The following is a 20,846-nucleotide window of genomic DNA, read 5'->3' on the forward strand; positions in this document are numbered from 1 at the left end:
GCCTGAACAGCGTTCATGATATCCGGCCACTGGTGGCATTTCACGTTCAAGCTGCTGTTGAACATGGCTTGCACGGGTGGGGCATAGATGGGCGCGGCCGTTGTCAGCCGCCTGGGAATGCTGTTTTGCGCTGAGTTTCGATACTCAGGGTGACATAAGTGTCGTGGTTGTACAACCGGTTGCACCGTTAATCCGACAAAATCGACCGTTCGGCGGACAACCGGTTGCACAGATTTTTGTACCGCCCGTAAGATAAGGACAACCGGTTGCACAAAGAAGCACTACGATGACGAAGGAGCATCACCATGGACGCCATTAACGATTGGGAAAACCAAGCGCTCACCCACAGGAACCGCCTGGCACCCCATGCGTACTTTATGGGTTATGAGGCCGCCGATCTCGCCGCTACGTACAGCCGCGAGCTGTCGCGCGGATTTGTCCAGCTGTCCGGCTCGTGGCAGTTCCGCCTTTTTGAGGGCCCCGCGGCCGTCTCCAACGAAGCACTTTGCACGTACAAGCCCGAGTGGGATCACGTGGAGGTTCCGCACCTGTGGCAGGTAGACGGCTATGGCAACCTTGCCTACACCGACGAGGGTTTTCCGTTCCCGGTGGATCAGCCGTTCGTTCCCTCCGACGACCCTACGGGCGTCTACCAGCGCATCGTCAAACTTCCCGCCGTGCCTGCCGGCGCTCGCGAGATTATTCGCTTCGACGGTATCGAGAGCTACGGCGAGCTGTATGTCAACGGCAAGTTTATCGGCATGACCAAGGGTTCGCGCCTGTCCGCCGAGTTTGACGTGACCGACGCGCTCGTCGAGGGCGACAACCTGTTTGCGGTCAAGGTTCTGCAGTACAGCGATGGTAGCTACATCGAGGACCAGGACATGTGGTGGGCATCGGGCATCTTCCGCGATGTGTACCTCATGCAGCGTCCCGCCGCGCATCTGGTCGACTTTAGGTTCCGCACGCACCGCGAGGGCGATGCCGCTCTGATCACGCTCGATACGGTTGCCGAGGGCGCAAGTCGCGTCGTGTATACGCTCAGCGATGGCCAGAATGTGGTCGCTACGGGCGAGTGCGTCGACGGCCATGCCGAGTGCAGCGTTGCCGATGCCCACTTCTGGAACCCCGAGGACCCCTTCCTCTATGACCTTACGCTTGAGGTCTACGACGGCGACGAGGTCAGCGAGTACGTTCCGCATCGCCAAGGCCTTGCCGAGGTGACGGTCGAGGGCAATCATATCTACCTCAACGGCACCTACTTTAAGATGCATGGCGTCAACCGCCACGACCACGACGATCACAAGGGCCGCGCCGTGGGTCTCGAGCGCATGCGCCGCGACCTGGAGCTCATGAAGCAGCACAACATCAACGCGGTGCGCACGTCCCACTACGCCAACGATCCGCGCTTCTACGAGCTGTGCGACGAGTACGGCATCATGCTGGTCGCCGAGACCGATATGGAGAGCCACGGCTTCGAGAATATCGGCAATATCGCCCTGGTCACCGACGACCCTGCCTGGGAGCCGGCTTACGTTGACCGTGTTGAGCGCCTGGTGATGCAGGAACGCAACCACGCGTGCATCATCATGTGGTCGATGGGCAACGAGAGCGGCTATGGCTGCAACATCCGCGCGATGTACGCCAAAGCTCACGAGCTCGACGGTCGTCCGGTCCACTACGAGGAGGATCGCAACGCCGATACCGTCGACGTCATTTCCACCATGTACTCCCGCGTGTCGCAGATGAACGACTTTGGCGAGCATCCGTTCCCCAAGCCGCGCATCAACTGCGAGTACGGCCACTCCATGGGTAATGGTCCCGGAGGCCTGTCCGAGTACCAGGAGGTCTTCGATCGCTGGGATTGCATCCAAGGCCAGTTTATTTGGGAATGGTGCGACCACGGTTTGGCTGCTGTGACCGAGGACGGCGTTGCCTACGACATGTATGGCGGCGACAACGGCGATTACCCCAACAACAGCAACTTCTGCATCGACGGCATGGTGTTCCCCTGGCAGCAGCCGAGCCCGGGCCTTACCGAGTACGGCCAGGTCATCTGCCCGGTTCGCATGGCCTACGATGCCGAGGCGGGCGAGCTGACCGTCACCAACAAGCGTTGGTTTACCACCCTCGAGGATGTCTGCCTGTCGGCGGAGACCCTGGTGGACGGCGACGTGGTCTGCCGCAAGACGCTCATGCCCGGTGCGGTTGCCCCCGGCGAGTCCGTCCAGCTTCCGCTGGTGATTCGCGAGGCCGCAGTGGGCGAGACCCTGCTGACCGTGCACGCCTACACCATGGCGGCTCACGCCTGGTGCGAGCCGATGTTCCAACTGGGTGCAAGCCAGTTTGCCATCGCAAACCATCCGGCGCCGGCAATTGCCGCCCCCACTCGTCCTGAGCTTACGGTCGAGGAGACCGAGCAGGAGATTCGTATTCGCTCCCTCAACGGCGAGCTGACCTTCAGCAAGGTCAACGGTACCGTGAGCGAGTGGAAGGCATCCGGTCGCGACGTCATGACCTCCGGTCCCCAGGTTGGTTTTTGGCATCCGCTCGTCGATAACCACGCCCAGGAGTACGACTCCCTGTGGAAGGATAACTTCATCGATGTGATGCAGACGTCTACCCGCAATGTTTCTTGGAAGCAGGACGACAATGCGGTTGTCGTTACCGTGAGCCAGCGTATCGCTCCTCCCGTCCGCGCGTTCGGCATGCGCGTCGAGCTCGTCTATACCGTGCTTCCGAGTGGCCGCGTCGACCTCAAGGTTTCCGGCGAGCCCTACGGCGACTATTCGGACATTATCCCGCGCATCGGCATCTCCTTCGAGGTCCCCGGTTGTGATCGTGCCGTCGAGTGGTATGGCCACGGCCCGGGCGAGAACTATCCGGACTCGCTGCGCGCCAACCCGGTCGGTCATTACCGCACTACGGTCGACGACATGTTCACGCCCTACGTTATGCCCCAGGACTGCGCCAACCGCGAGGGTACCCGCTGGGTCGCCCTGCGCTCCAGCCACGGTGACGGTCTGGTCGTGACGCGTCCGAGCGACGCCGCTTCCAATCCGTTCTCGTTCTCCGCATGGCCCTATAGCTGCGAGGCTATCGATAATGCCAAGCATGTCTACGATCTTGTCCCGGGCGACACGGTTACGGTCAACATCAACGACCAGCTGCTCGGCCTTGGCTCGAACTCTTGGGGTTCCGAGGTGCTCGATTCCTATCGCACCCGTTTTGAGAGCTTCAGCTTTGAGGTGTCCCTGCGACCGCTGACGTCTGCCGATCTGGCTCAGGCGCTGGCACCCATTAAGGAGGCATAAGTCATGCATATCTTTAACTCGCGTGCCGATTTCGACGCCCAGATGAAGTCCGTCAAGAAGTGGATGCGTACCGGTCAGGCACTCGACGGCGTTTCTGAACTGCAGCACGATGTGGCGTACTCTATCGGCGACTCGCTGGTGTATTGGTGGGTGAACGCCCACGAGGCGGCTACTGCCGATCTGGTCGGTCACCGTCGCTACCATGCCGTGCTCGCCCCGCTCGACGGCAATCTGACCGTTGAGGTGGCTTCCAAGGCCGATCTTACCTGTACGCGCGCCTACAGCGATATCGATGATCGCGAGCGCTTTGAGGGTACGGGGGAGACCGTGACGATTCCCACCGGCGGCGTTGCCGTCGTCGAAATTGACGAGGCCTACCGTGTCGTGGCCGATGCCGCGGATCCCCGCGTCGTGGTGCTGCACGTGACAGTCGAAGGTTATTCCTTCCCCAACAAGTAGTATTCGTCCGCCTGGACGTTTGCTTCGCGCCGTTAAGGGGGATGGCTTTGTTGACTCCCTTTTCCCCATTCCCCTTAGCAGGTGCGCCGTCCGTGTTTGCACTTGCAGCTCGGACGGTTTTAGATGACATTTAACAGATGATTGGGAGGGCTTATGAGCTCTGAAAAACGAGGAACGATTGGTTCGTTCGCTCTGCTGGGCATGACGGTCGCCGCCGTGTTCGGTATCAAGAACATCATCAACAACAACGCGGCCATCGGCTTGGCAGCTGCGCCGTCGTTCTTCTTCGCCACGCTTTTGTACTTTGTCCCCTATACCCTGGTTACCGCCGAGTTCGTCGGCCTCAACAAGGACTCCGAGTCTGGCGTGTACGCATGGGTTAAGACCTCGATGGGTGGTCGCTGGGCGTTCCTGACGGCATTTAGCTACTGGTTCGTTAACCTGTTCTTCTTTGCGTCCGTCCTGCCCAACGTCATCATCTACGCGAGCTACGTGTTCTTTGGTGCCAACGCCGAGCTTTCGCAGCTGTGGATCACCATTATCGAGATCGTCGTCTTTGCTATCGCCACGTGGGTTTCGACCAAGGGCGCTAAGTGGATCGGCTCCATTTCCTCCTTCGGTTCGACCGCGGCTCTCGGCCTGACCGCCGTGTTCATCCTGCTGTCCCTGGCTGCTGCCTTTGGCGGCGTTGAGTTCGCTACGGCTCCTACTCCCGCTAACATGGCTCCCGACATGAGCAACTTCGCAACTGCGTGGGGCTTCTTCGGTACGCTTGCCTGGATCATCCAGGGCGTTGGCGGCGCTGAGTCTGTCGGCGTGTTCCTTAACGACCTTAAGGGTGGCGTCAAGGCCTTCGTGCGCACCGTCGTTATCGCCGGCCTGACCATCGGCCTTCTGTATGCAGGCGCTTCGCTGCTGGTTAACCTGTTCATCCCCGAGGGCGGCGTTGCCATCTCCACCGGTATCTTCGACGTATTCGGCGCTGTCTTTGCCCACTTTGGCATTCCCATGGAAGTGTCTACGCGCGCCATCGGCTTGATCCTTCTCGCCGCCACGCTGGGCTCCCTCATGATGTGGACCTCTGCTCCCATCAAGGTTTTCTTCACCGAGATCCCCAAGGGCGTCTTTGGTAGCAAGATCGTCGAGCTCAACGAGCATGGCATTCCTGCCCGCGCTGCTTGGCTGCAGTTCGCCATCGTCGTCCCCATCCTGATCATTCCGGCCCTGGGCTCCGGTAACCTCGACGACCTGCTCATGATCGTTACCAACATGACTGCTGCCACCGCTCTGCTCCCACCGCTGCTGATTTTGCTTGCCTACTTTATGCTGCGCAAGAACTTTGACGCCGCTCCCCGTGGCTTCCGCATGGGTTCGCGCCGCTTTGGCCTGGTCGTTGCCGCATTCCTGCTTGTGGTCTTCTGCTTCGTGCTTATCTGCGGCACCATTCCGCTCGATCAGCCGCTGTGGCTGACGCTGGTCTACAACGTTGGCGGCGTGGTTGTCTTCTTGGGCCTTGCCGTGATGTGGTACAACCGCTACATCAACCGCCTGCGCGAGACCGATCCCGAGGCCGCCGAGAACGAGCTTCGCCCTTCCGTCCTCGATATGATGGAGTAGCGGCTAGGATTAATCTACGGCTGTGGAATAAATCGATTCCCTTTCCTAAGGAGGGGCCTTACGAGGCCCCTCCTTTTGTGTTTTGGGGCATGGTTTTGGCCCCCGTGGTCAAAAAATGCCAAATATGAGTACTGTTGCAAAAGAAGTGCCATATTTTTCGGCCTGCTCTGAGCGAAAATGGGCTCAAAATCGATTTATCTAACTCCCTTTAAAGGGCGTTTGACGGCTTTCAACCTCTTCGAATCGCTCAAGCTAGGCAATTTGCTCTCGATTTTGCTGCTACTAAATTTGTGACAGTACTCATATTTGCCACTTTTTGACCACGGGGTATCCGGAGGGGCCCTCGATAAGCATCTAACGCTACAATAACTACCACGTGGCTGGGTTTGCCGGCCGAATGTGTGATGTCGTGGGAGGGGACATGGTCGAGTTTACAAAGACGATTAAAGATCCGTTGGGACTACACGCCCGCCCGGTTGCGCTGCTCTATGACATCATTGCCAAGCACCGTAGCGACGTGTCGGTCAGCATCGGCGACCGCCATACCGACGGTCGCGATGTCATGGGCCTCATGGCTCTCTACGGCGAGTGCGGCGAGGACATCATCTTTCGCGTTTCGGGCGTAGACGAGGCTTCCTGCGTTACGTCGATCAGAAACCTCTCGCTCTAAGCATGACAGGGCGCGGCAAAGGACAGCTCTTTGCCGCGCCTTTTTGTTTCATATAGGAAACTTTTTCGAAATCTGAATAGGGACCCTTTCCAAAAAGTTAACCACGTGCTAGTTTACTAAAGCGAACATAGACGTGGTTAACTTTTATCGCGTCGATGTTGAGGACGAACTGACGTTAGGAGCCACTCATGTCTTGCGGACCGCAGATGCCGGCCATGCCGCTTTCGATGGTAAAAGCGGGCGAAACCGTGCGCGTGTCTCGTGTAAAGGGCAATGAGGACATGAAGCACCACCTCAAGGACCTCGGCTTTGTCGAGGGCAACGAAATCCACGTGGTGAGCTCGAGTGGCGCCAATATCATCGTCACGGTGCTGGGCGCACGCTTTGGCATCGATTCCAAGGTTGCCATGCACATCATGACCGTCGGTTAGTCCGCAGCATTTCATAAAAACTGAAAGGGGGACAAGAGGATGAAGACGTTGGGTGACGTTAAGGTGGGCGAGAGCTCTACCATCGTCAAGCTTCACGGTGAGGGTGCGCTTCGCCGTCACCTTATGGACCTGGGGCTCATCAAGGGCACTTCGTTCAAGGTCGTGAAAGTTGCACCGCTCGGTGATCCGGTCGAGATCAACGTGCGCGGCTACGAGCTTTCCATCCGCAAGGAGGAGGCCGCCGTCGTCGAGGTTCAGTAAGGACTCGCGACGTATATTTCTGCAGATAAAGTTAGGTTTTTCTAACTTAATGCTACAACTTTAAAGCACATTATCCAGCCTGCGCGGAGAAAGCAGCGCAGGCACACAAGGAAGAAGGATTGAATGGCGGACTCTCAGATCCATGTCGCGCTGGCGGGTAACCCCAACTGCGGCAAGACCACGCTTTTCAACCTGATCACCGGCGCCAACGGCTACGTTGGCAACTGGCCCGGCGTCACGGTTGAGAAAAAGGAAGCCAAGCTCCTGAGCGACAAGAACGTTACCATCACGGACCTCCCTGGCATCTACTCGCTTTCCCCCTACAGCCCCGAGGAGCAGTGCTCGCGCGATTACCTCATGAGCGGCGAGCCTGATGTCGTCGTCCAGGTGGTCGACGCTACCAACCTCGAGCGCAACCTGTACCTGGCGCTTCAGGTTATCGAGACCGGCCTGCCCGTGGTCGTTGCCCTCAACATGGCCGACTTGGTCGAGAAGAACGGCGACAAGATCGACACGGACAAGCTCTCCAAGAAGCTCGGCTGCCCGGTCATGATGATCTCCGCTCTTAAGAACAAGGGCATCACGGAGCTATTCGAGCAGGTCAAAAAGTCCGCTGCTTCCAAGGGCCAGGTGCCGGAGCACAAGTTCGATTCCTCCATTGAGGACGTTCTGGACCACATCGAGAACAATCTGCCGGCGAGCGTTCCCGCCAACAAGCGTCGCTACTACGCCGTCAAGCTGTTCGAGCGCGACGCGGACGCCTGCAAGCTCATCAACCTCACCAAGGAGAAGGCCGCTCGCGTGGAGCAGCTGGTCGCCCAGTGCGAACAGGACTGCGACGACGACGCCGAGTCCATTATCACCGGCGAGCGTTACAGCGTGATTGCCCACATCATTGACGAGTGCCTCACCAAGGCTCCGGCCAAGATGAGCACTTCCGAGAAGATCGACCGCGTGGTTACCAACCGTATCCTGGGTCTGCCGATCTTTGTGGTCATCATGTTCTGCGTGTACTACATCGCCGTTTCCACCCTGGGCGGCACGGTAACCGACTTCACCAACGACCAGCTCTTTGGCACCGACGGTTGGTATGTGCTCGGCCAGGGCCGCGACGCCTACGACGCAGCTGTCGAGGCTGCGGGTGACGCCGCCGACTCGATCGACCCGGCGCAGTACGGCCCCTATGTCCCGGGTATCACCACCGTGGTCCACGACGCCCTTGTGGCGGGCGGCACCGAGGACGGTGGCCTGGTCGATTCGCTGGTCTGCGACGGCATCGTCGGCGGCCTGGGCGCCATCTTCGGCTTCGTCCCGCAGATGTTCCTGCTGTTCGTCATGCTGTCCTTCCTGGAGGACTGCGGCTATATGGCCCGCGTCGCCTTTATCATGGACCGCGTGTTCCGCCGGTTTGGCCTGTCCGGTAAGTCCTTCATCCCCATGCTCGTGTCCTCGGGCTGCGGCGTCCCCGGCGTCATGGCCACCAAGACCATCGAGAACGAGAAGGACCGTCGCATGACGGTCATGACCACTACGTTCATCCCCTGTGGCGCCAAGCTGCCGATCATTGCCCTGCTCATGGGTTCCATCATCGGCGATTCTTCCACCACGGCCGCATGGATCAGCCCGCTCTTCTACTTCCTGGGCGTCTTTGCCGTCATCGCCTCGGGCCTCATGCTCAAGAAAACCAAGCTCTTCGCCGGTCGCCCGACGCCGTTCGTCATGGAGCTTCCCGCCTACCACTTCCCGGCGATCCGCTCTTGGGCGCTGCACGTGTGGGAGCGCTGCTGGGCCTTTATCAAGAAGGCCGGCACGGTCATCTTCGCGTCCACCGTCGTTGTTTGGTTCCTGTCCAACTTTGGTAGCTACAACGGCACGTTTGGCTTCCTGCCTGCTATGGAGGGCATCCCCGAGGAGTTCATGGACTACTCCGTGCTTGCCATGCTCGGCAACCTGGTCGCTTGGATTTTCGCCCCGCTCGGCTTTAGCACCTGGCAGGCAACCGCGCTGACTGTCTCGGGCCTTGTCGCCAAGGAGAACGTCGTCGCCACCGCCGGCTCGCTGCTGTCCGTGGCCGACGCCGCCGAGACCGACCCGAGCCTATGGACCGCGTTCGCCGGCATGTTCCCGACCATGGGCGCCTGCGTGGCCTTCGGTGCCTTCAACCTGCTGTGCGCCCCGTGCTTTGCCGCCATGGGTACTATCCGCAACCAGATGGACTCCGGCAAGTGGACCGCGATTGCCATCGGCTATGAGTGCGCCTTCGCTTGGGTGATCGGCCTGTTCATCAACCAGTTCTACAACCTGCTTGTCCTTGGCCGGTTTGGTATTTGGACGGTTGTGGCCATCGTTCTGCTGGTTGCGATGCTCTTCCAGATCTTCCGCCCCATGCCCAAGCACGCGTGGACCGACGAGGACGAGACCAATACTGCTTCCGCCGCAGTTTCCGCTTAAGTCCGAATAAGGATTAGCCCCTTTCCACGAGCCCGGGTGTCCCAGCGACACTCGGGCTTTTTGGTGCAATGGGGGACAGATTGCTTTGCTCCAGAAGTAAGATGTGGCGTTTCCGCAGATAAAACCGACCAAAACAAACCTGTCCCTTTTTGGCAGGTGGAAGATGGGGTAAAGTAAGTGGTGGTTAACTAGAGGAGGCTTACTATGGCACCTATCGATATTGTTGTGTTGGCTGTTATCGGCATTGCGTTTGTCGCCGTGTGCGTGCGCATCTACCGAAAGGGCACCTGCGCCGACTGCGCCCAGGGTGGCGTTTGTACGGGGCATTGCTCCAACAAAAAGACCTGCGCCGCACTTAAGGGCGTAGACAAAATCGCCGAAGACTTGGGCCGCGGTATCAAATAAAGGTCCAGGCACCCAAGCGCCTCGCGAGCATCCGTTCGCGGGGCGCTTTGCACATTTGGGGGAGAGTGTGGCGAGTTGAAGAGTATTTTTGGGTATCGCTAACTATGTGGTCAACGGCCCGCTCACCGTGGTCCATGCCGTAGCGAGCGCCAATCTCGCCGTCGAAGGCATGACCAACTACCTGGGCCTCTAACTCCATCCCGCCCATCAGTTGCGGTGAAATACAGACTGTTTTGGCCGTCAAAGGCCTTATCTACTCCGTATTCCACCGCAACTTTTTTGTGGGGTGGGCTAGAGACGCTGCATGCGGTACCCGACACCCATGTGCGTCTGAATCATCTTGGGGTGAGAGGGGTCTGCCTCGATCTTCTTGCGCAGGGTGCGCATGAACACGCGCAGGCTCGCCAGATCGCTGTCCCAGCTCGTGCCCCATATCTCGCGGGTGATGAAGGTGTGGGTGAGCACCTTGTCGACGTTTTTCGCCAGAAGGACGAGCAATTTGTACTCGGTTGGGGTGAGCGAGAGCTCGCGTCCGTCTTTCGTCGCGTATCCCGCGGCGTAGTCGATATGCAGCGGACCGTTGTCGAACGTGCTCGCTTCTGTCGATTCGCTTGACGCCATCGAGGAGCGCCTCAAATTCGCACGGACGCGCGCGAGCAACTCATCCACAGAAAAGGGCTTGGTGAGGTAGTCGTCTGCCCCTGCGTCAAGTGCTGCAATCTTGTCGGAATCTTCGGTGCGCGCCGAAATGACGATAATGGGGACTGCCGACCAGCTTCGGATCTTCGTGATGACCTCGATACCGTCAATGTCGGGAAGGCCGAGGTCGAGCATGATGAGGCTGGGGCCGTGCGACACCGCATCCATGATGGCGGCCTGGCCGTTGCAAACCTTGCTCACGACATAGCCGTGGAGGTCAAGCGCGGTCGAAACGAGGTTTTGAACGGTCAGGTCATCTTCGACCAGGAGGATGCGTGGCTTAGCGGCATTATTCATGAATCTCGATCTCCTCGGCGGGCAGGGTAAAACGGAAGACGGCCCCATGGGGGTGGTTGTCGCGAGCTTCGATGACGCCGCCATGCGCCTCCACGATGGAGCGGCAGAGCGACAGCCCAAGGCCGATGCTTCGACGCGAATCCACGGGCCGCGTATTGCGTGAGGTGAAGAAGCGCTCAAAGATATGAGGCTTGTCGCAGTCTGCCACACCCGGCCCATCGTCTGCGACGTCCACCACGACGAACGCACCCTCGCGACGTGCGCTGATGGTGACAGTCGAGTCCTCGGGCGTGTATTTGAAGGCGTTCATGATGAGATTCGTAAGCACCTGCATGATGAGATGGACGTCGATGCGTACCAGCAGGATGTCGTCAGTGTGCTCGATGGTGACGGTACGTCCATGCGATGCTTGGGCGACATGGCTGAGGGCGGCCTCGATGACCTCGTCGATGAGCTCGGATGTGAAGTTGAGGCAAATGGTGCCATCCTCGACGCGTGTGATGGCGAGGAGGTTCTCCACGGTATCGATAAGCCAGAGGGAGTCGTCGTAGATGGCATCGGCAAGATCGCAGCGTTGTTCGAGGCTGAGCTTCTCGTCGCTCTTCCGAAGGATTGCCGCAGATCCGGATATAGCCGTGAGTGGTGTCCTCAAATCGTGGCCGATGGAGCGCAAAAGGTTGGCGCGCAGCTGCTCGTTTTTCGCCAAGACCGCAGCCTCTTCGCGCTCTTGCGCCGCCCGGTCGCTTTCGAGCGCCAAGGCGCATTCGCCTACGATAGATAGGACGATCGAATGCTCGAAGGCTTCGATCTCGCGCCCCTCCAGGTCGATGCCGATGACACCGAATACCTTGTCGCCGGTGCGAACCGCGAGGTAGAGGCAGCGCGCCTCGGGCAGGGTCCGCGTGCTTGCGCCCGCGCGTTTGTTGTTGGTGTAGGTCCAGGTTGCAACAGCGCGCTCGTAGTCGGTGAGCAGCGACGCGGATCGGTTTTCGGTGCCAGCGGACTCATAGAGCGTCTTGCCGAGCGTGCCGTGTTCGGCGGTGTAGAAGACCACGTCGAGTTTTAGCAGTTTGATGAGTTGGTTCATGGCGACGCGGGCACACTCCTCCGCGCTATGGGCTTGCTGCAAGAGCTGGTTCGTTTCGAGGAGTACGCGCGTTTTGAATGCGTTCTCGGCGGAGGTACGGGCGTTGTCGGCGATGCGCGCAGTTAACTCGCCGGCGACCATAGCGGTAGCGAACATGATGCCGAACGTGACCAGATAGCTTCGGTCGTAGCTGGCGAGCGAAAACAGAGGCGTTACGAAGCAGAAGTTGTAAAGCACTACAGAGAGCACGCTCGATACGATCGTGCAGATACGCCCCGTCGTGGTGACGGCGGTCAGCAGGGCCGTGAGGATATAGAGGGATATGATGCTGGAATCGGCAAATCCCAGATGGCGGAAAGCCGTGCCGATCGCTGTGGCGACAAGAGAGAGGGCCAGCGTGCGAAGCACGTTTCGGCTGCTGGGCGGCTGCAGGGCGAGCGCATGGCGGCGTCCTTTGGGTCGGGAGGGCGGAGTCGACTGGTCTGGAATGATGTAAATGTCGAGGTTCGGGGCGAATGTTATGAGCTGTTCTACGAGAGATTTGCGGCCAAAGAGGGCCTGACGGACGCTGCTGTGCTCGCCCGTGCGCCCCATGACGATCTTCGAAATACCCGACAGGCGTGCGAACTCGGAGATCTGAAACGCGACGTCGTCGCCATAGACGGTTTCCATATGTGCTCCGAGCTGCTCGGCTAGGGCGATATTGTCTGCAAGCTTGGCGCGCTCATCATCGCTCATGGCTTGCGTGCGCGGGCTCTCTACGAACAGGGCGACGAGCTCGCTGCGAAACGCTTTCGCCATGCGTGCGGCGGCACGGACGATGCGGGGATTGGTCGGCGCCGGGGAGACACAGACTAAGATACGCTCCCTGGTGTAGTAGTCACGGTTTCCCAGCACGCGTGCGGCGTCTGTGAGGTGGCCGGTGCGATCGGCGCAGCGGCGCAGCGCGATTTCTCGGAGTGCGGTGAGGTTCTCGACGGTAAAAAAATGCTGTTGCGCTCGCTCGGCTTGTGCGGGACGGTAGACGAGGCCGGCGCGAAGGCGCTCAAGTAGGTCTTCGGGCTCTATGTCAACGAGCTCGACCTGGTCGGCATCATCGAAGATGCGGTCGGGGATTCGTTCGCTCACGACAACGCCGGTGATGGATGCAACCATGTCGTTTAGGCTCTCGATATGCTGAACGTTCACAGTCGTATAGACGTCGATGCCTGCATGTAGAAGTTCCTCGACGTCTTGATAACGTTTGTCGTGGCGAGACCCCGGCGCATTCGTATGGGCGAGCTCGTCGACAAGGATGAGCTGAGGGGCGCGTTCGATAGCCGCATCTAGATCGAACTCGCTGAGCGCAATGCCGTTGTGCTCAGCGAGTTTACAGGGCACGTTCTCAAGCCCTTGTGCAAGATGGGCAGTTGCCGGACGTTCGTGCGGCTCGATGTATCCCGCGACGACGTCGACACCTCGCCGCTTGGCGGCGTGGGCGGCTTGAAGCATCGCATAGGTTTTGCCTGCACCAGCAGCGTAGCCAAAGAAAATCTTGAGGTGTCCCCGGCTGGTTCGAGCGTCATCGGCGGCCTCGTCTTTCTCAATTGCCTTGAGGATGAGGTCTGGATTGACGCGAGTGTCCGATGCGTCGCGCTGCATAGCGTAGCCTTTCTGAAACGTTGCCCATGCGTGCATACGCGGTGAGGACGCCACTGTATGCTCGCGAGGTCGAGTATAGGCGCACTGCAGCCGCAATAGTGCTTTCTACCTGCATCTTTACGGCATCTTAAGGTCGTGAGCCCCGGCCCTCACGCCTCTTTAATCTCTAGAAGCGTTTACTGTCCCCAGGCGCTTGCGAGAGCAGGCGTCCGAGACATCGGACCGCGCGTGAAAGGGGCGGTAAATGAACATCCTCATTCCCATCATCGGAGTCGTCTGCATTGGACTCCTTATCTATTACATCTACATTCTGATGAGGAGTGATTCGTAAACTATGGACGCTGCGATTCAGTACATCTTGTACTTTGCCGTGCTCGTCGTCCTGGCCGTTCCGCTCGGTCGGTTCATGGCCCATATCATGGATGGTGAGCATACGTTCCTGTCGCCTGTGATTGCTCCTGTGGAGCGTGGCGTCTATCGTCTGCTTCGCATCGACGCGGCAGAGCAGATGGGGTGTAGGCGCTACCTGGCGAGCGTGCTGGTCTTTTCGGGGATCGGCCTCGTGGTCCTTGTGGCACTTCAAGCGCTTCAGTCCTTCTTGCCAGGCAATCCCCAGCACCTGCCGGGTGTGCCATGGGACCTGTCGTTCAATACGGCTGCTTCCTTCATAACCAACACCAACTGGCAGTCCTACTCCGGCGAGACCACCCTGTCCTACCTTGTGCAGTTCATGGGTCTCACCGTGCAGAACTTCGTTTCCGCTGGCACCGGTATCGCGGTCATGTTCGCGCTGATTCGTGGCTTCCGTCAGGTCAAGGAGCAGAGCTTGGGTTCCTTCTGGGTCGACCTCACCCGCACCGTCCTGTATGTGCTCATCCCGCTGAACCTCGTGTTCGGCATCTGCCTGGCTGCCGGTGGCGTCATCTCCAACTTCCAGCCGGCTCAGAAGGCTGAGCTCGTAGAGCCCGTCGCCGTCCAGCCTAATGCAGACGGCGGCTGGAGCGTCCTCGACGGCGCCCAGATCGAGGGCGACACGGTCAAGGTCGACGGCAAGGTTGTCGAGGGCGCGCGCGTGGTCACCGAGCAGTTCCTGCCCCAGGGTCCTGCGGCTCCTCAGGTCGCCATCAAGCAGTCCGGAACCAACGGCGGCGGCTTCTTCGGCGTGAACTCCGCCCATCCGTATGAGAACCCCAGTGCCTTCACCAACATCATCGAGATGACCAGCCTGCTGCTGATCCCGGCTGCCTGCTGCTTCACCTTCGGTATCGGCGTCAAGAACACCAAGCAGGGCAAGGCCATCTTTGCCGCCATGTTCATCCTGCTGGTGATCTTCACCGGCATCATCGCCGTCAACGAGCATGCGGGCACCCCGCAGCTGGCCGATGGCGGAGCGGTCAATATCGAGATGACCGACGGCCAAGCCGGCGGCAACATGGAGGGCAAGGAGAGCCGCTTCGGTATCGTCACCTCCTCCACGTGGTCGGCTTACACCACCGCCGCTTCCAACGGCTCGGTTAACTCCATGCACGACTCCTACACCCCGCTGGGCGGTTTTGTCCAGATGCTCCAGATGGCTCTGGGCGAGGTTGTCTTCGGCGGCGTGGGCTGCGGCCTGTACGGCATGATCGGCTTCGCCATCCTCACAGTGTTCATCGCCGGCCTTATGGTCGGCCGCACGCCCGAGTTCCTGGGCAAGAAGATCGAGCCGGGCGAGATGCGCTGGGCAGTTGTCCTGTGCCTGGCAACTCCGTTTGCCATTCTGGTGTGCTCGGCCATCGCCTGCATGGTGCCCGGTCTTGCCGACCAGCTCAACAATGGTGGCGCGCACGGCTTCTCCGAGGTGCTGTATGCCTTCACCTCATGCGGCGGCAACAACGGCTCGGCGTTTGCAGGTATGAACTGCAACATTCCCTGGATCAACGTCATGCTCGGCCTCGAGATGCTGTTCGCCCGCTTCATGCCCATCATCGGTACGCTGGCTATCGCCGGCTCGCTGGCCAAGAAGGGTAAGGTCGCCGAGAGCGCCGGTACCCTGTCTACCACCAACGGCATGTTCGTATTCCTGCTCGTGTTCATCGTTCTGCTGATCGGTGCCCTGAGCTTCTTCCCGGCCCTGGCGCTTGGCCCCGTTGCCGAGTTCTTCCAGATGATTGCGTAAAGGAGGGCGCAGATTTATGACTATGCAAAAAGACATGATGGGCCGCGCGGTCCGCGACTCGTTTGCCAAGCTGGACCCTCGCGTCCAGATTCAAAACCCGGTCATGTTCCTGGTGTGGCTTTCAGCCGTCATGACCTCCGTCCTGGTCGTCGCTTCCATCTTCGGTGTGCGGGACGCGGGTGTGCCCACCTACTATGTGGTCGCCATCGCGGTCATCCTGTGGCTCACCGACCTGTTCTCGAACTTCGCCGAGGCGCTTGCCGAGGGCCGCGGTAAGGCTCAGGCTGATTCTCTGCGTGCGGCCAAGAAGGATGTCGAGGCCCATCGCATCGAGTCCGTTGAGGACAAGGAGCACTTCACCGTCGTTCCCGGCACCGAGCTCACGCGCGGCGACCTGGTGATCGTACGCGCCGGCGAGCAGATTCCCGGCGACGGCGACGTCATCGAGGGCGCTGCCTCCGTTGACGAGTCCGCCATCACCGGCGAGTCCGCCCCCGTGGTCCGCGAGGCCGGCGGCGACCGCTCTGCCGTTACCGGCGGTACCACGGTGCTGTCCGACTGGATCATCGTCAAGATCTCCAGTGAGCCCGGCCAGAGCTTCCTGGACAAGATGATCGCGATGGTCGAGGGTGCCGCGCGCAAGAAGACCCCTAACGAGATCGCTCTGGAGATCTTCCTGGTGGCCCTTTCCATCGTCTTTATTCTGGTCACGCTGGCCCTGTATTGTTACTCCTGCTTCTCGGTCGGTCTTAACGACATGGTCAACCCCACGGCCGTGACCACGCTCGTGGCGCTGCTCGTGTGCCTGGCTCCCACTACCATCGGCGCCCTTCTGTCCGCCATCGGCATCGCCGGCATGAGCCGTCTGAACGAGGCCAACGTGCTGGCCATGTCCGGCCGCGCCATCGAGGCCGCCGGCGACGTCGACATCCTCATGCTCGACAAGACCGGCACCATCACCCTGGGTAACCGCCAAGCCGCCGAGTTCATCCCGGTCGACGGCGTCGATCCCGCGGAGCTGGCCGATGCCGCCCAGCTTTCCTCGCTGGCCGACGAGACCCCCGAGGGCCGTTCCATCGTCGTGCTCGCCAAGGAGCAGTTCGGTCTGCGCGGCCGCACGCTCGAGGATAAGGGCATGGAGTTCATCCCGTTCACCGCGGCAACGCGTATGTCCGGCGTGAACTACGAGGGCAATGAGATCCGCAAGGGCGCTGCCGATTCCGTGCGCACCTATCTGGAGGCAGCCGGCGGCGTGTTCTCCCAGGAGTGCGAAGAGGCCGTCGAACGCATCGCCAAGGCCGGCGGCACCCCGCTGGTCGTGACCAAGAACTGCCGCGTGCTGGGCGTTGTGTACCTCAAGGACATCATCAAGTCCGGCGTTAAGGAGAAGTTCGCCGACCTGCGCAAGATGGGCATCAAGACCATCATGGTGACGGGCGACAATCCGCTCACCGCCGCGGCAATCGCCGCCGAGGCCGGCGTTGACGACTTCCTGGCCGAGGCCACCCCTGAAGGCAAACTCGAGAAGATCCGCGAGTTCCAGCGTGAGGGTCACCTGGTCGCCATGACCGGCGACGGCACCAACGACGCGCCCGCTCTGGCCCAGGCCGACGTCGCCGTGGCCATGAACACGGGCACCCAGGCTGCCAAGGAGGCCGGCAACATGGTCGACCTCGACTCCAGCCCCACCAAGCTCATCGAGGTCGTGCGTATTGGCAAGCAGCTGCTCATGACCCGCGGCTCGCTCACGACCTTCTCGGTGGCCAACGACGTGGCGAAGTACTTCGCTATCATCCCGGCCCTGTTCTCGCCGATCTATTCGGGACTGGGCGCCCTCAACATCCTGAGCCTCACCAACCCGTTGACGGCCGTGCTGTCCGCCATCATCTACAACGCGCTGGTCATCGTCGCGCTAATTCCGGCGGCTCTCAAGGGCGTCAAGTACCGCGAGGTTCCATCCGGCCAGCTGTTGACCCATAACCTGCTGGTGTGGGGTCTGGGCGGCATCGTGGCGCCGTTCGTATTCATCAAGATTATCGACATGCTGCTGGCCTTGTTCGGCATTGGCATGATGTAGACGGAGGTTTGTATGTTCAAAGGTATCGCATCGCGCGCACTTGGCGTGTTCGCGCTGTTTACCATCGTCTGCGGCCTGGGATACACGCTCGTGGTGACCGGCGTCGTGCAGCTTGCGTTTCCGTACCAGGCGAACGGATCGCTTATTACGGTCGACGGCAAGGTTGTGGGTTCCGAGCTCATCGGCCAGAACTTCGATGACGAAGCCCACATGTGGGGTCGTATCCAGAACGTGTCAATTGTCGAAGGCGAAGACGGCGAGCTCATGGCGTATGGTGCCCCGTCCAACCTGTCCCCGGCGAGTGAGAAGTATCGGCAGCTTGTGGATGCGCGCGTGAAGAAGATTCGCGCCGCCAACTCCGATGCCGATATGGACGCTGTGCCCGTCGACCTGGTGACGTGTTCGGGGTCCGGCCTCGACCCGGAGATCTCTCCGGATGCCGCCGAGTACCAGGTCCCGCGCCTTGCCAAGGCCACGGGCAAGAGCGAAGACGAGGTGCGCGAGATCATCGCCCAGTGCACCAAGGGCCGTTTCCTCGGCGTGTTCGGCGAGCCCACGGTTAACGTGCTCAAGGTGAACCTTATGCTGGACGGCGCGCTGTAAGTGAGGGAGTGGCGGATGAGGGCATGACTGACTATCTGAGCCCTCAATTCCACCCCGCCCATCGGTTGCGGTGAAATACGGACTGTTTTGGCTGTCAAAAGTCTCATCTACTCCGTATTCCACCGCAACTTTTTTGTGAGGGTCGGGATTGAAGGTGGGGAGTGCGAGCGAGTGCGAATGCGGCGGATACTGATACGATAAGTACGTTAGTAACTGCCGCCGAGCGGCTCAAACGAAAGGAAGCCTGCATGGAGTCTTCTGCCTATCCAATGCTCTTTAGCCCGATCAAGGTCGGTACGACCGAGGTCAAGAACCGCGTCTTTATGCCGCCAGTGTCAACCAACCTGGCCGATCATGGCTATGTGACCGACGACTTGGTCGATCATTACCGCGCCCGCGCCAAGGGCGGCGTGGGCCTCATCATCACCGAGGTCGTGACGGTCGAGCCCACCTATACCTATCTGCCGGGTGACATGTGCTGCTACGACGACACGTTTATCCCCGGCTGGGAAAAGCTCGCCGCGGCCGTCCACGAGTACGGCTGCAAGATCATGCCGCAGCTCTTCCACCCCGCCTACATGGCCTTTAACATTCCAGGCACGCCGCGCCTGATCGCCCCGTCCTTTGTGGGCCCGTCCTATGCCCGCGAGGCACCGCGTCCCATCACGGTTGACGAGATCCACGAGCTCACGCATCAGTTCGGCGACGCTGCCGTGCGTATGCAGAAGGCCGGCGTCGATGGCGTCGAGGTCCATGCGGCGCACGCCCACGGTATGCTCGGCGGCTTTTTGACTCCGCTCTACAACAAGCGTACCGACGAGTACGGCGGCTCGCTCGACGCCCGCATGCGCTTCCTGCTCGAGGTCATCGCCGAGATTCGCGAGCGCTGCGGCAAGGACTTCATTATCGACGTCCGTATCTCGGGCGACGAGTACACCGATGGCGGCCTGACCCTCAACGACATGATCTACGTCTCGCGTCGCCTGGAGAAGGCCGGCGTCGACATGATTCATGTGTCGGGCGGCACCACCATCAAGCGTGGCTCCGCAATTCCCGCCGCCGGTACGCAGCAGGCCTCGCATGCCGCCTGCTCGCGCGAGATTAAGAAGCACGTCAACATTCCCGTTGCCACGGTCGGCCGCATCAACGAGGCCTGGATCGCCGAGGAGCTGATCGAGGACGGCGCCGCCGACATCTGCATGATGGGCCGCGCCAATCTGTGCGATGCCGAGTTCTGCAATAAGGCGGCTGCCGGCAACGCCGACGAGATCCGTCCCTGCATCGGCTGCCTGCGCTGCCTGAACGGCATCATGTTTGGCAAGCGCATCTCCTGCACCGTCAACCCGGACGTCGAGCGCGACGAGGCCGGCTACGAGCCTGCCGCCGAGGCCAAGAACGTGCTCGTCGTGGGCGCCGGTCCCGCTGGCATGGAGGCGGCCTACATTGCCGCCAAGCGCGGCCATAACGTGGTGCTCGTGGATAAGCAGGACGAACCGGGCGGCGAGATGCGCATCGCGGCCGTTCCGCCGGCAAAGCAGGAGCTCACTCGTGTGATCAAGTACCAGTACCGTCGCCTGGCCGAGGCCGGCGTCACGTGCGTATTTGGCACTGAGCTTACTGCCGAGGACATTCAGCGTGACTACGCCGGCTACGAGGTCGTCCTAGCTTATGGCGCCGAGCCCATCGCTCCGGCCTTCATGCAGGGCTTTAAGCAGGTTATGACGGCTGACGACCTGTTGGGCGGCAAGGCTTTTCCGGGCAAGAAGATCGTCATCGTGGGCGGCGGCACCGTCGGCTGCGAGACGGCCGATTACCTGGCCCCGTTGGTCAACGACCTGTCGCCGGCCAATCGCGATGTCACCGTCATCGAGATGACCAAGACGCTCGCCGCCAACGAGGGCGGTGCCGGCCGCGCGGTGCTCATCACGCGCATGCTCTCCAAGGGTGTCCACGTGCTGACTGAGGCCAAGGTGACCGAGATTACCGAGGATGCTATCAGCTACGAGAAGGACGGCGAGGTCCACACCATCACCGGTGCCGATACGCTGGTGCTTGCCATGGGCTATCGTCCCAATACCAAGCTGGCAGACGACCTGGCTGCAGCCGGTGTTGCCACCCACGTGCTGGGCGATGCCAACAAGTGCGGTAACATTCGCGACGCCATCGGCGATGGCTACAAGGTTGCCTGTGAGCTCTAGTTAACCCTTTGTTGCGTGGGGGCCAGGTTACTTTGCGCTAAGTTGATGCATGTAAACCTGACCCCATTGCACCATTTGATAAAACGCAAGCGCTCGCTGCCTGCGTTTTATCAAAGAAAGATTATTGTCGAGCCTTAAATGCCTTTTGTTTGTGTGCCTTCCGCAATCATATTGCGGTTGTAGACCAGGTGCAGATACATCGCATCGTGAGCGGCGGTGGGGTTGCGCGTCTCAATGGCGTCGGCCACACCGTGGTGCGTGCGGATGGTCTCCTCGACGAACTTTTTTGCCCGTTACGTCGATAAAGAGGGGAACGGATGCCTTGAGCACACCCATCAGACGGGTAACGGCGAGGTTGCCGCCATCCCAGGGCGGCTTCATGGGGTAGCGCCCGTACGCATCGAATTTTTCCTCTCATAGATGTGCGGCACAAAGAGCCCCGAGTTCATACTGAACTGCGCCCCAATTCTTGGACGGG

Annotated in this window: 14 protein-coding genes; 12 read left to right on the forward strand and 2 right to left on the reverse strand. The window is 60.2% G+C overall.

The features are described 5' to 3' along the window. The first annotated feature begins 305 nt into the window (after positions 1 to 305). The 8 genes from DW850_RS02230 (at position 306) to DW850_RS02265 (ending at position 9,608) form a co-directional block, all read left to right on the forward strand. On the forward strand, positions 306 to 3,314 hold the full coding sequence (locus DW850_RS02230; RefSeq protein ID WP_117583377.1) for a glycoside hydrolase family 2 TIM barrel-domain containing protein: 3,009 nt from the start codon (positions 306 to 308) through the stop codon (positions 3,312 to 3,314). A gap of 3 nt (positions 3,315 to 3,317) precedes the next feature. Continuing rightward, a complete protein-coding gene (locus DW850_RS02235) occupies positions 3,318 to 3,773 on the forward strand; it encodes a hypothetical protein (protein ID WP_117563669.1) in 456 nt (151 codons plus the stop codon). A 153-nt stretch (positions 3,774 to 3,926) separates the two neighbouring features. Beyond that, entirely contained in the window at positions 3,927 to 5,390 is a 1,464-nt protein-coding gene (locus DW850_RS02240) for an amino acid permease (RefSeq protein WP_117583376.1), read from the forward strand. Between the two features lie 421 nt (positions 5,391 to 5,811). Beyond that, a complete protein-coding gene (locus DW850_RS02245) occupies positions 5,812 to 6,060 on the forward strand; it encodes an HPr family phosphocarrier protein (protein WP_022094361.1) in 249 nt (82 codons plus the stop codon). Between the two features lie 188 nt (positions 6,061 to 6,248). Next, positions 6,249 to 6,491: a FeoA family protein gene (locus tag DW850_RS02250; RefSeq protein WP_022094360.1), complete on the forward strand. Its 243-nt coding sequence runs from the start codon at positions 6,249 to 6,251 to the stop codon at positions 6,489 to 6,491. A 39-nt stretch (positions 6,492 to 6,530) separates the two neighbouring features. Further along, positions 6,531 to 6,752 carry a FeoA family protein gene (locus DW850_RS02255; RefSeq protein ID WP_006234774.1) on the forward strand — a complete coding sequence of 74 codons (222 nt, stop codon included), beginning with the start codon at positions 6,531 to 6,533 and terminating at the stop codon, positions 6,750 to 6,752. Positions 6,753 to 6,875: 123 nt separating this feature from the next. Further along, complete coding sequence (locus tag DW850_RS02260; protein WP_117786121.1) at positions 6,876 to 9,203, forward strand: ferrous iron transporter B; 2,328 nt, start codon at positions 6,876 to 6,878, stop codon at positions 9,201 to 9,203. A 204-nt stretch (positions 9,204 to 9,407) separates the two neighbouring features. Beyond that, a complete protein-coding gene (locus tag DW850_RS02265) occupies positions 9,408 to 9,608 on the forward strand; it encodes a hypothetical protein (protein WP_035136858.1) in 201 nt (66 codons plus the stop codon). A gap of 291 nt (positions 9,609 to 9,899) precedes the next feature. On the opposite strand, the gene DW850_RS02270 is transcribed toward DW850_RS02265, so the two are convergent. Together DW850_RS02270 and DW850_RS02275 are read right to left on the reverse strand one after the other, a co-directional pair. Then, complete coding sequence (locus tag DW850_RS02270) at positions 9,900 to 10,604, reverse strand: response regulator (RefSeq protein WP_117583373.1); 705 nt, start codon at positions 10,602 to 10,604, stop codon at positions 9,900 to 9,902. Then, complete coding sequence (locus DW850_RS02275; RefSeq protein ID WP_117583372.1) at positions 10,597 to 13,332, reverse strand: sensor histidine kinase KdpD; 2,736 nt, start codon at positions 13,330 to 13,332, stop codon at positions 10,597 to 10,599. Before DW850_RS02275 ends, DW850_RS02270 begins: the two co-directional genes overlap by 8 nt. A 334-nt stretch (positions 13,333 to 13,666) precedes the next feature. Here DW850_RS02275 and kdpA point away from each other — a divergent pair, with 334 nt between their 5' ends. The 4 genes from kdpA to DW850_RS02295 all read left to right on the forward strand — a co-directional run bounded on the left by kdpA (position 13,667) and on the right by DW850_RS02295 (position 20,368). Further along, entirely contained in the window at positions 13,667 to 15,490 is a 1,824-nt protein-coding gene (gene kdpA / locus DW850_RS02280; protein ID WP_117628962.1) for a potassium-transporting ATPase subunit KdpA, read from the forward strand. 16 nt (positions 15,491 to 15,506) lie between these two features. Then, positions 15,507 to 17,567 carry a potassium-transporting ATPase subunit KdpB gene (gene kdpB, locus DW850_RS02285; protein ID WP_117583370.1) on the forward strand — a complete coding sequence of 687 codons (2,061 nt, stop codon included), beginning with the start codon at positions 15,507 to 15,509 and terminating at the stop codon, positions 17,565 to 17,567. 12 nt (positions 17,568 to 17,579) lie between these two features. Beyond that, a complete protein-coding gene (gene kdpC / locus DW850_RS02290) occupies positions 17,580 to 18,170 on the forward strand; it encodes a potassium-transporting ATPase subunit KdpC (RefSeq protein WP_117583369.1) in 591 nt (196 codons plus the stop codon). 248 nt (positions 18,171 to 18,418) lie between these two features. Further along, positions 18,419 to 20,368 carry an NAD(P)/FAD-dependent oxidoreductase gene (locus DW850_RS02295; protein WP_117583368.1) on the forward strand — a complete coding sequence of 650 codons (1,950 nt, stop codon included), beginning with the start codon at positions 18,419 to 18,421 and terminating at the stop codon, positions 20,366 to 20,368. The last annotated feature ends 478 nt before the right edge of the window (positions 20,369 to 20,846 follow it).

The sequence above is a fragment of the Collinsella sp. AM36-4AA genome, assembly GCF_003467795.1.
Classification (GTDB): domain Bacteria; phylum Actinomycetota; class Coriobacteriia; order Coriobacteriales; family Coriobacteriaceae; genus Collinsella.

Bases quoted from the DNA above. Each gene is read 5' to 3' on its own strand.
- DW850_RS02230 (WP_117583377.1), top strand. From the start codon at position 306: ATGGACGCCATTAACGATTGGGAAAACCAAGCGCTCACCCACAGGAAC.
- DW850_RS02235 (WP_117563669.1), top strand. From the start codon at position 3,318: ATGCATATCTTTAACTCGCGTGCCGATTTCGACGCCCAGATGAAGTCC.
- DW850_RS02240 (WP_117583376.1), top strand. From the start codon at position 3,927: ATGAGCTCTGAAAAACGAGGAACGATTGGTTCGTTCGCTCTGCTGGGC.
- DW850_RS02245 (WP_022094361.1), top strand. From the start codon at position 5,812: ATGGTCGAGTTTACAAAGACGATTAAAGATCCGTTGGGACTACACGCC.
- DW850_RS02250 (WP_022094360.1), top strand. From the start codon at position 6,249: ATGTCTTGCGGACCGCAGATGCCGGCCATGCCGCTTTCGATGGTAAAA.
- DW850_RS02255 (WP_006234774.1), top strand. From the start codon at position 6,531: ATGAAGACGTTGGGTGACGTTAAGGTGGGCGAGAGCTCTACCATCGTC.
- DW850_RS02260 (WP_117786121.1), top strand. From the start codon at position 6,876: ATGGCGGACTCTCAGATCCATGTCGCGCTGGCGGGTAACCCCAACTGC.
- DW850_RS02265 (WP_035136858.1), top strand. From the start codon at position 9,408: ATGGCACCTATCGATATTGTTGTGTTGGCTGTTATCGGCATTGCGTTT.
- DW850_RS02270 (WP_117583373.1), bottom strand. From the start codon at position 10,604: ATGAATAATGCCGCTAAGCCACGCATCCTCCTGGTCGAAGATGACCTG.
- DW850_RS02275 (WP_117583372.1), bottom strand. From the start codon at position 13,332: ATGCAGCGCGACGCATCGGACACTCGCGTCAATCCAGACCTCATCCTC.
- kdpA (WP_117628962.1), top strand. From the start codon at position 13,667: ATGGACGCTGCGATTCAGTACATCTTGTACTTTGCCGTGCTCGTCGTC.
- kdpB (WP_117583370.1), top strand. From the start codon at position 15,507: ATGACTATGCAAAAAGACATGATGGGCCGCGCGGTCCGCGACTCGTTT.
- kdpC (WP_117583369.1), top strand. From the start codon at position 17,580: ATGTTCAAAGGTATCGCATCGCGCGCACTTGGCGTGTTCGCGCTGTTT.
- DW850_RS02295 (WP_117583368.1), top strand. From the start codon at position 18,419: ATGGAGTCTTCTGCCTATCCAATGCTCTTTAGCCCGATCAAGGTCGGT.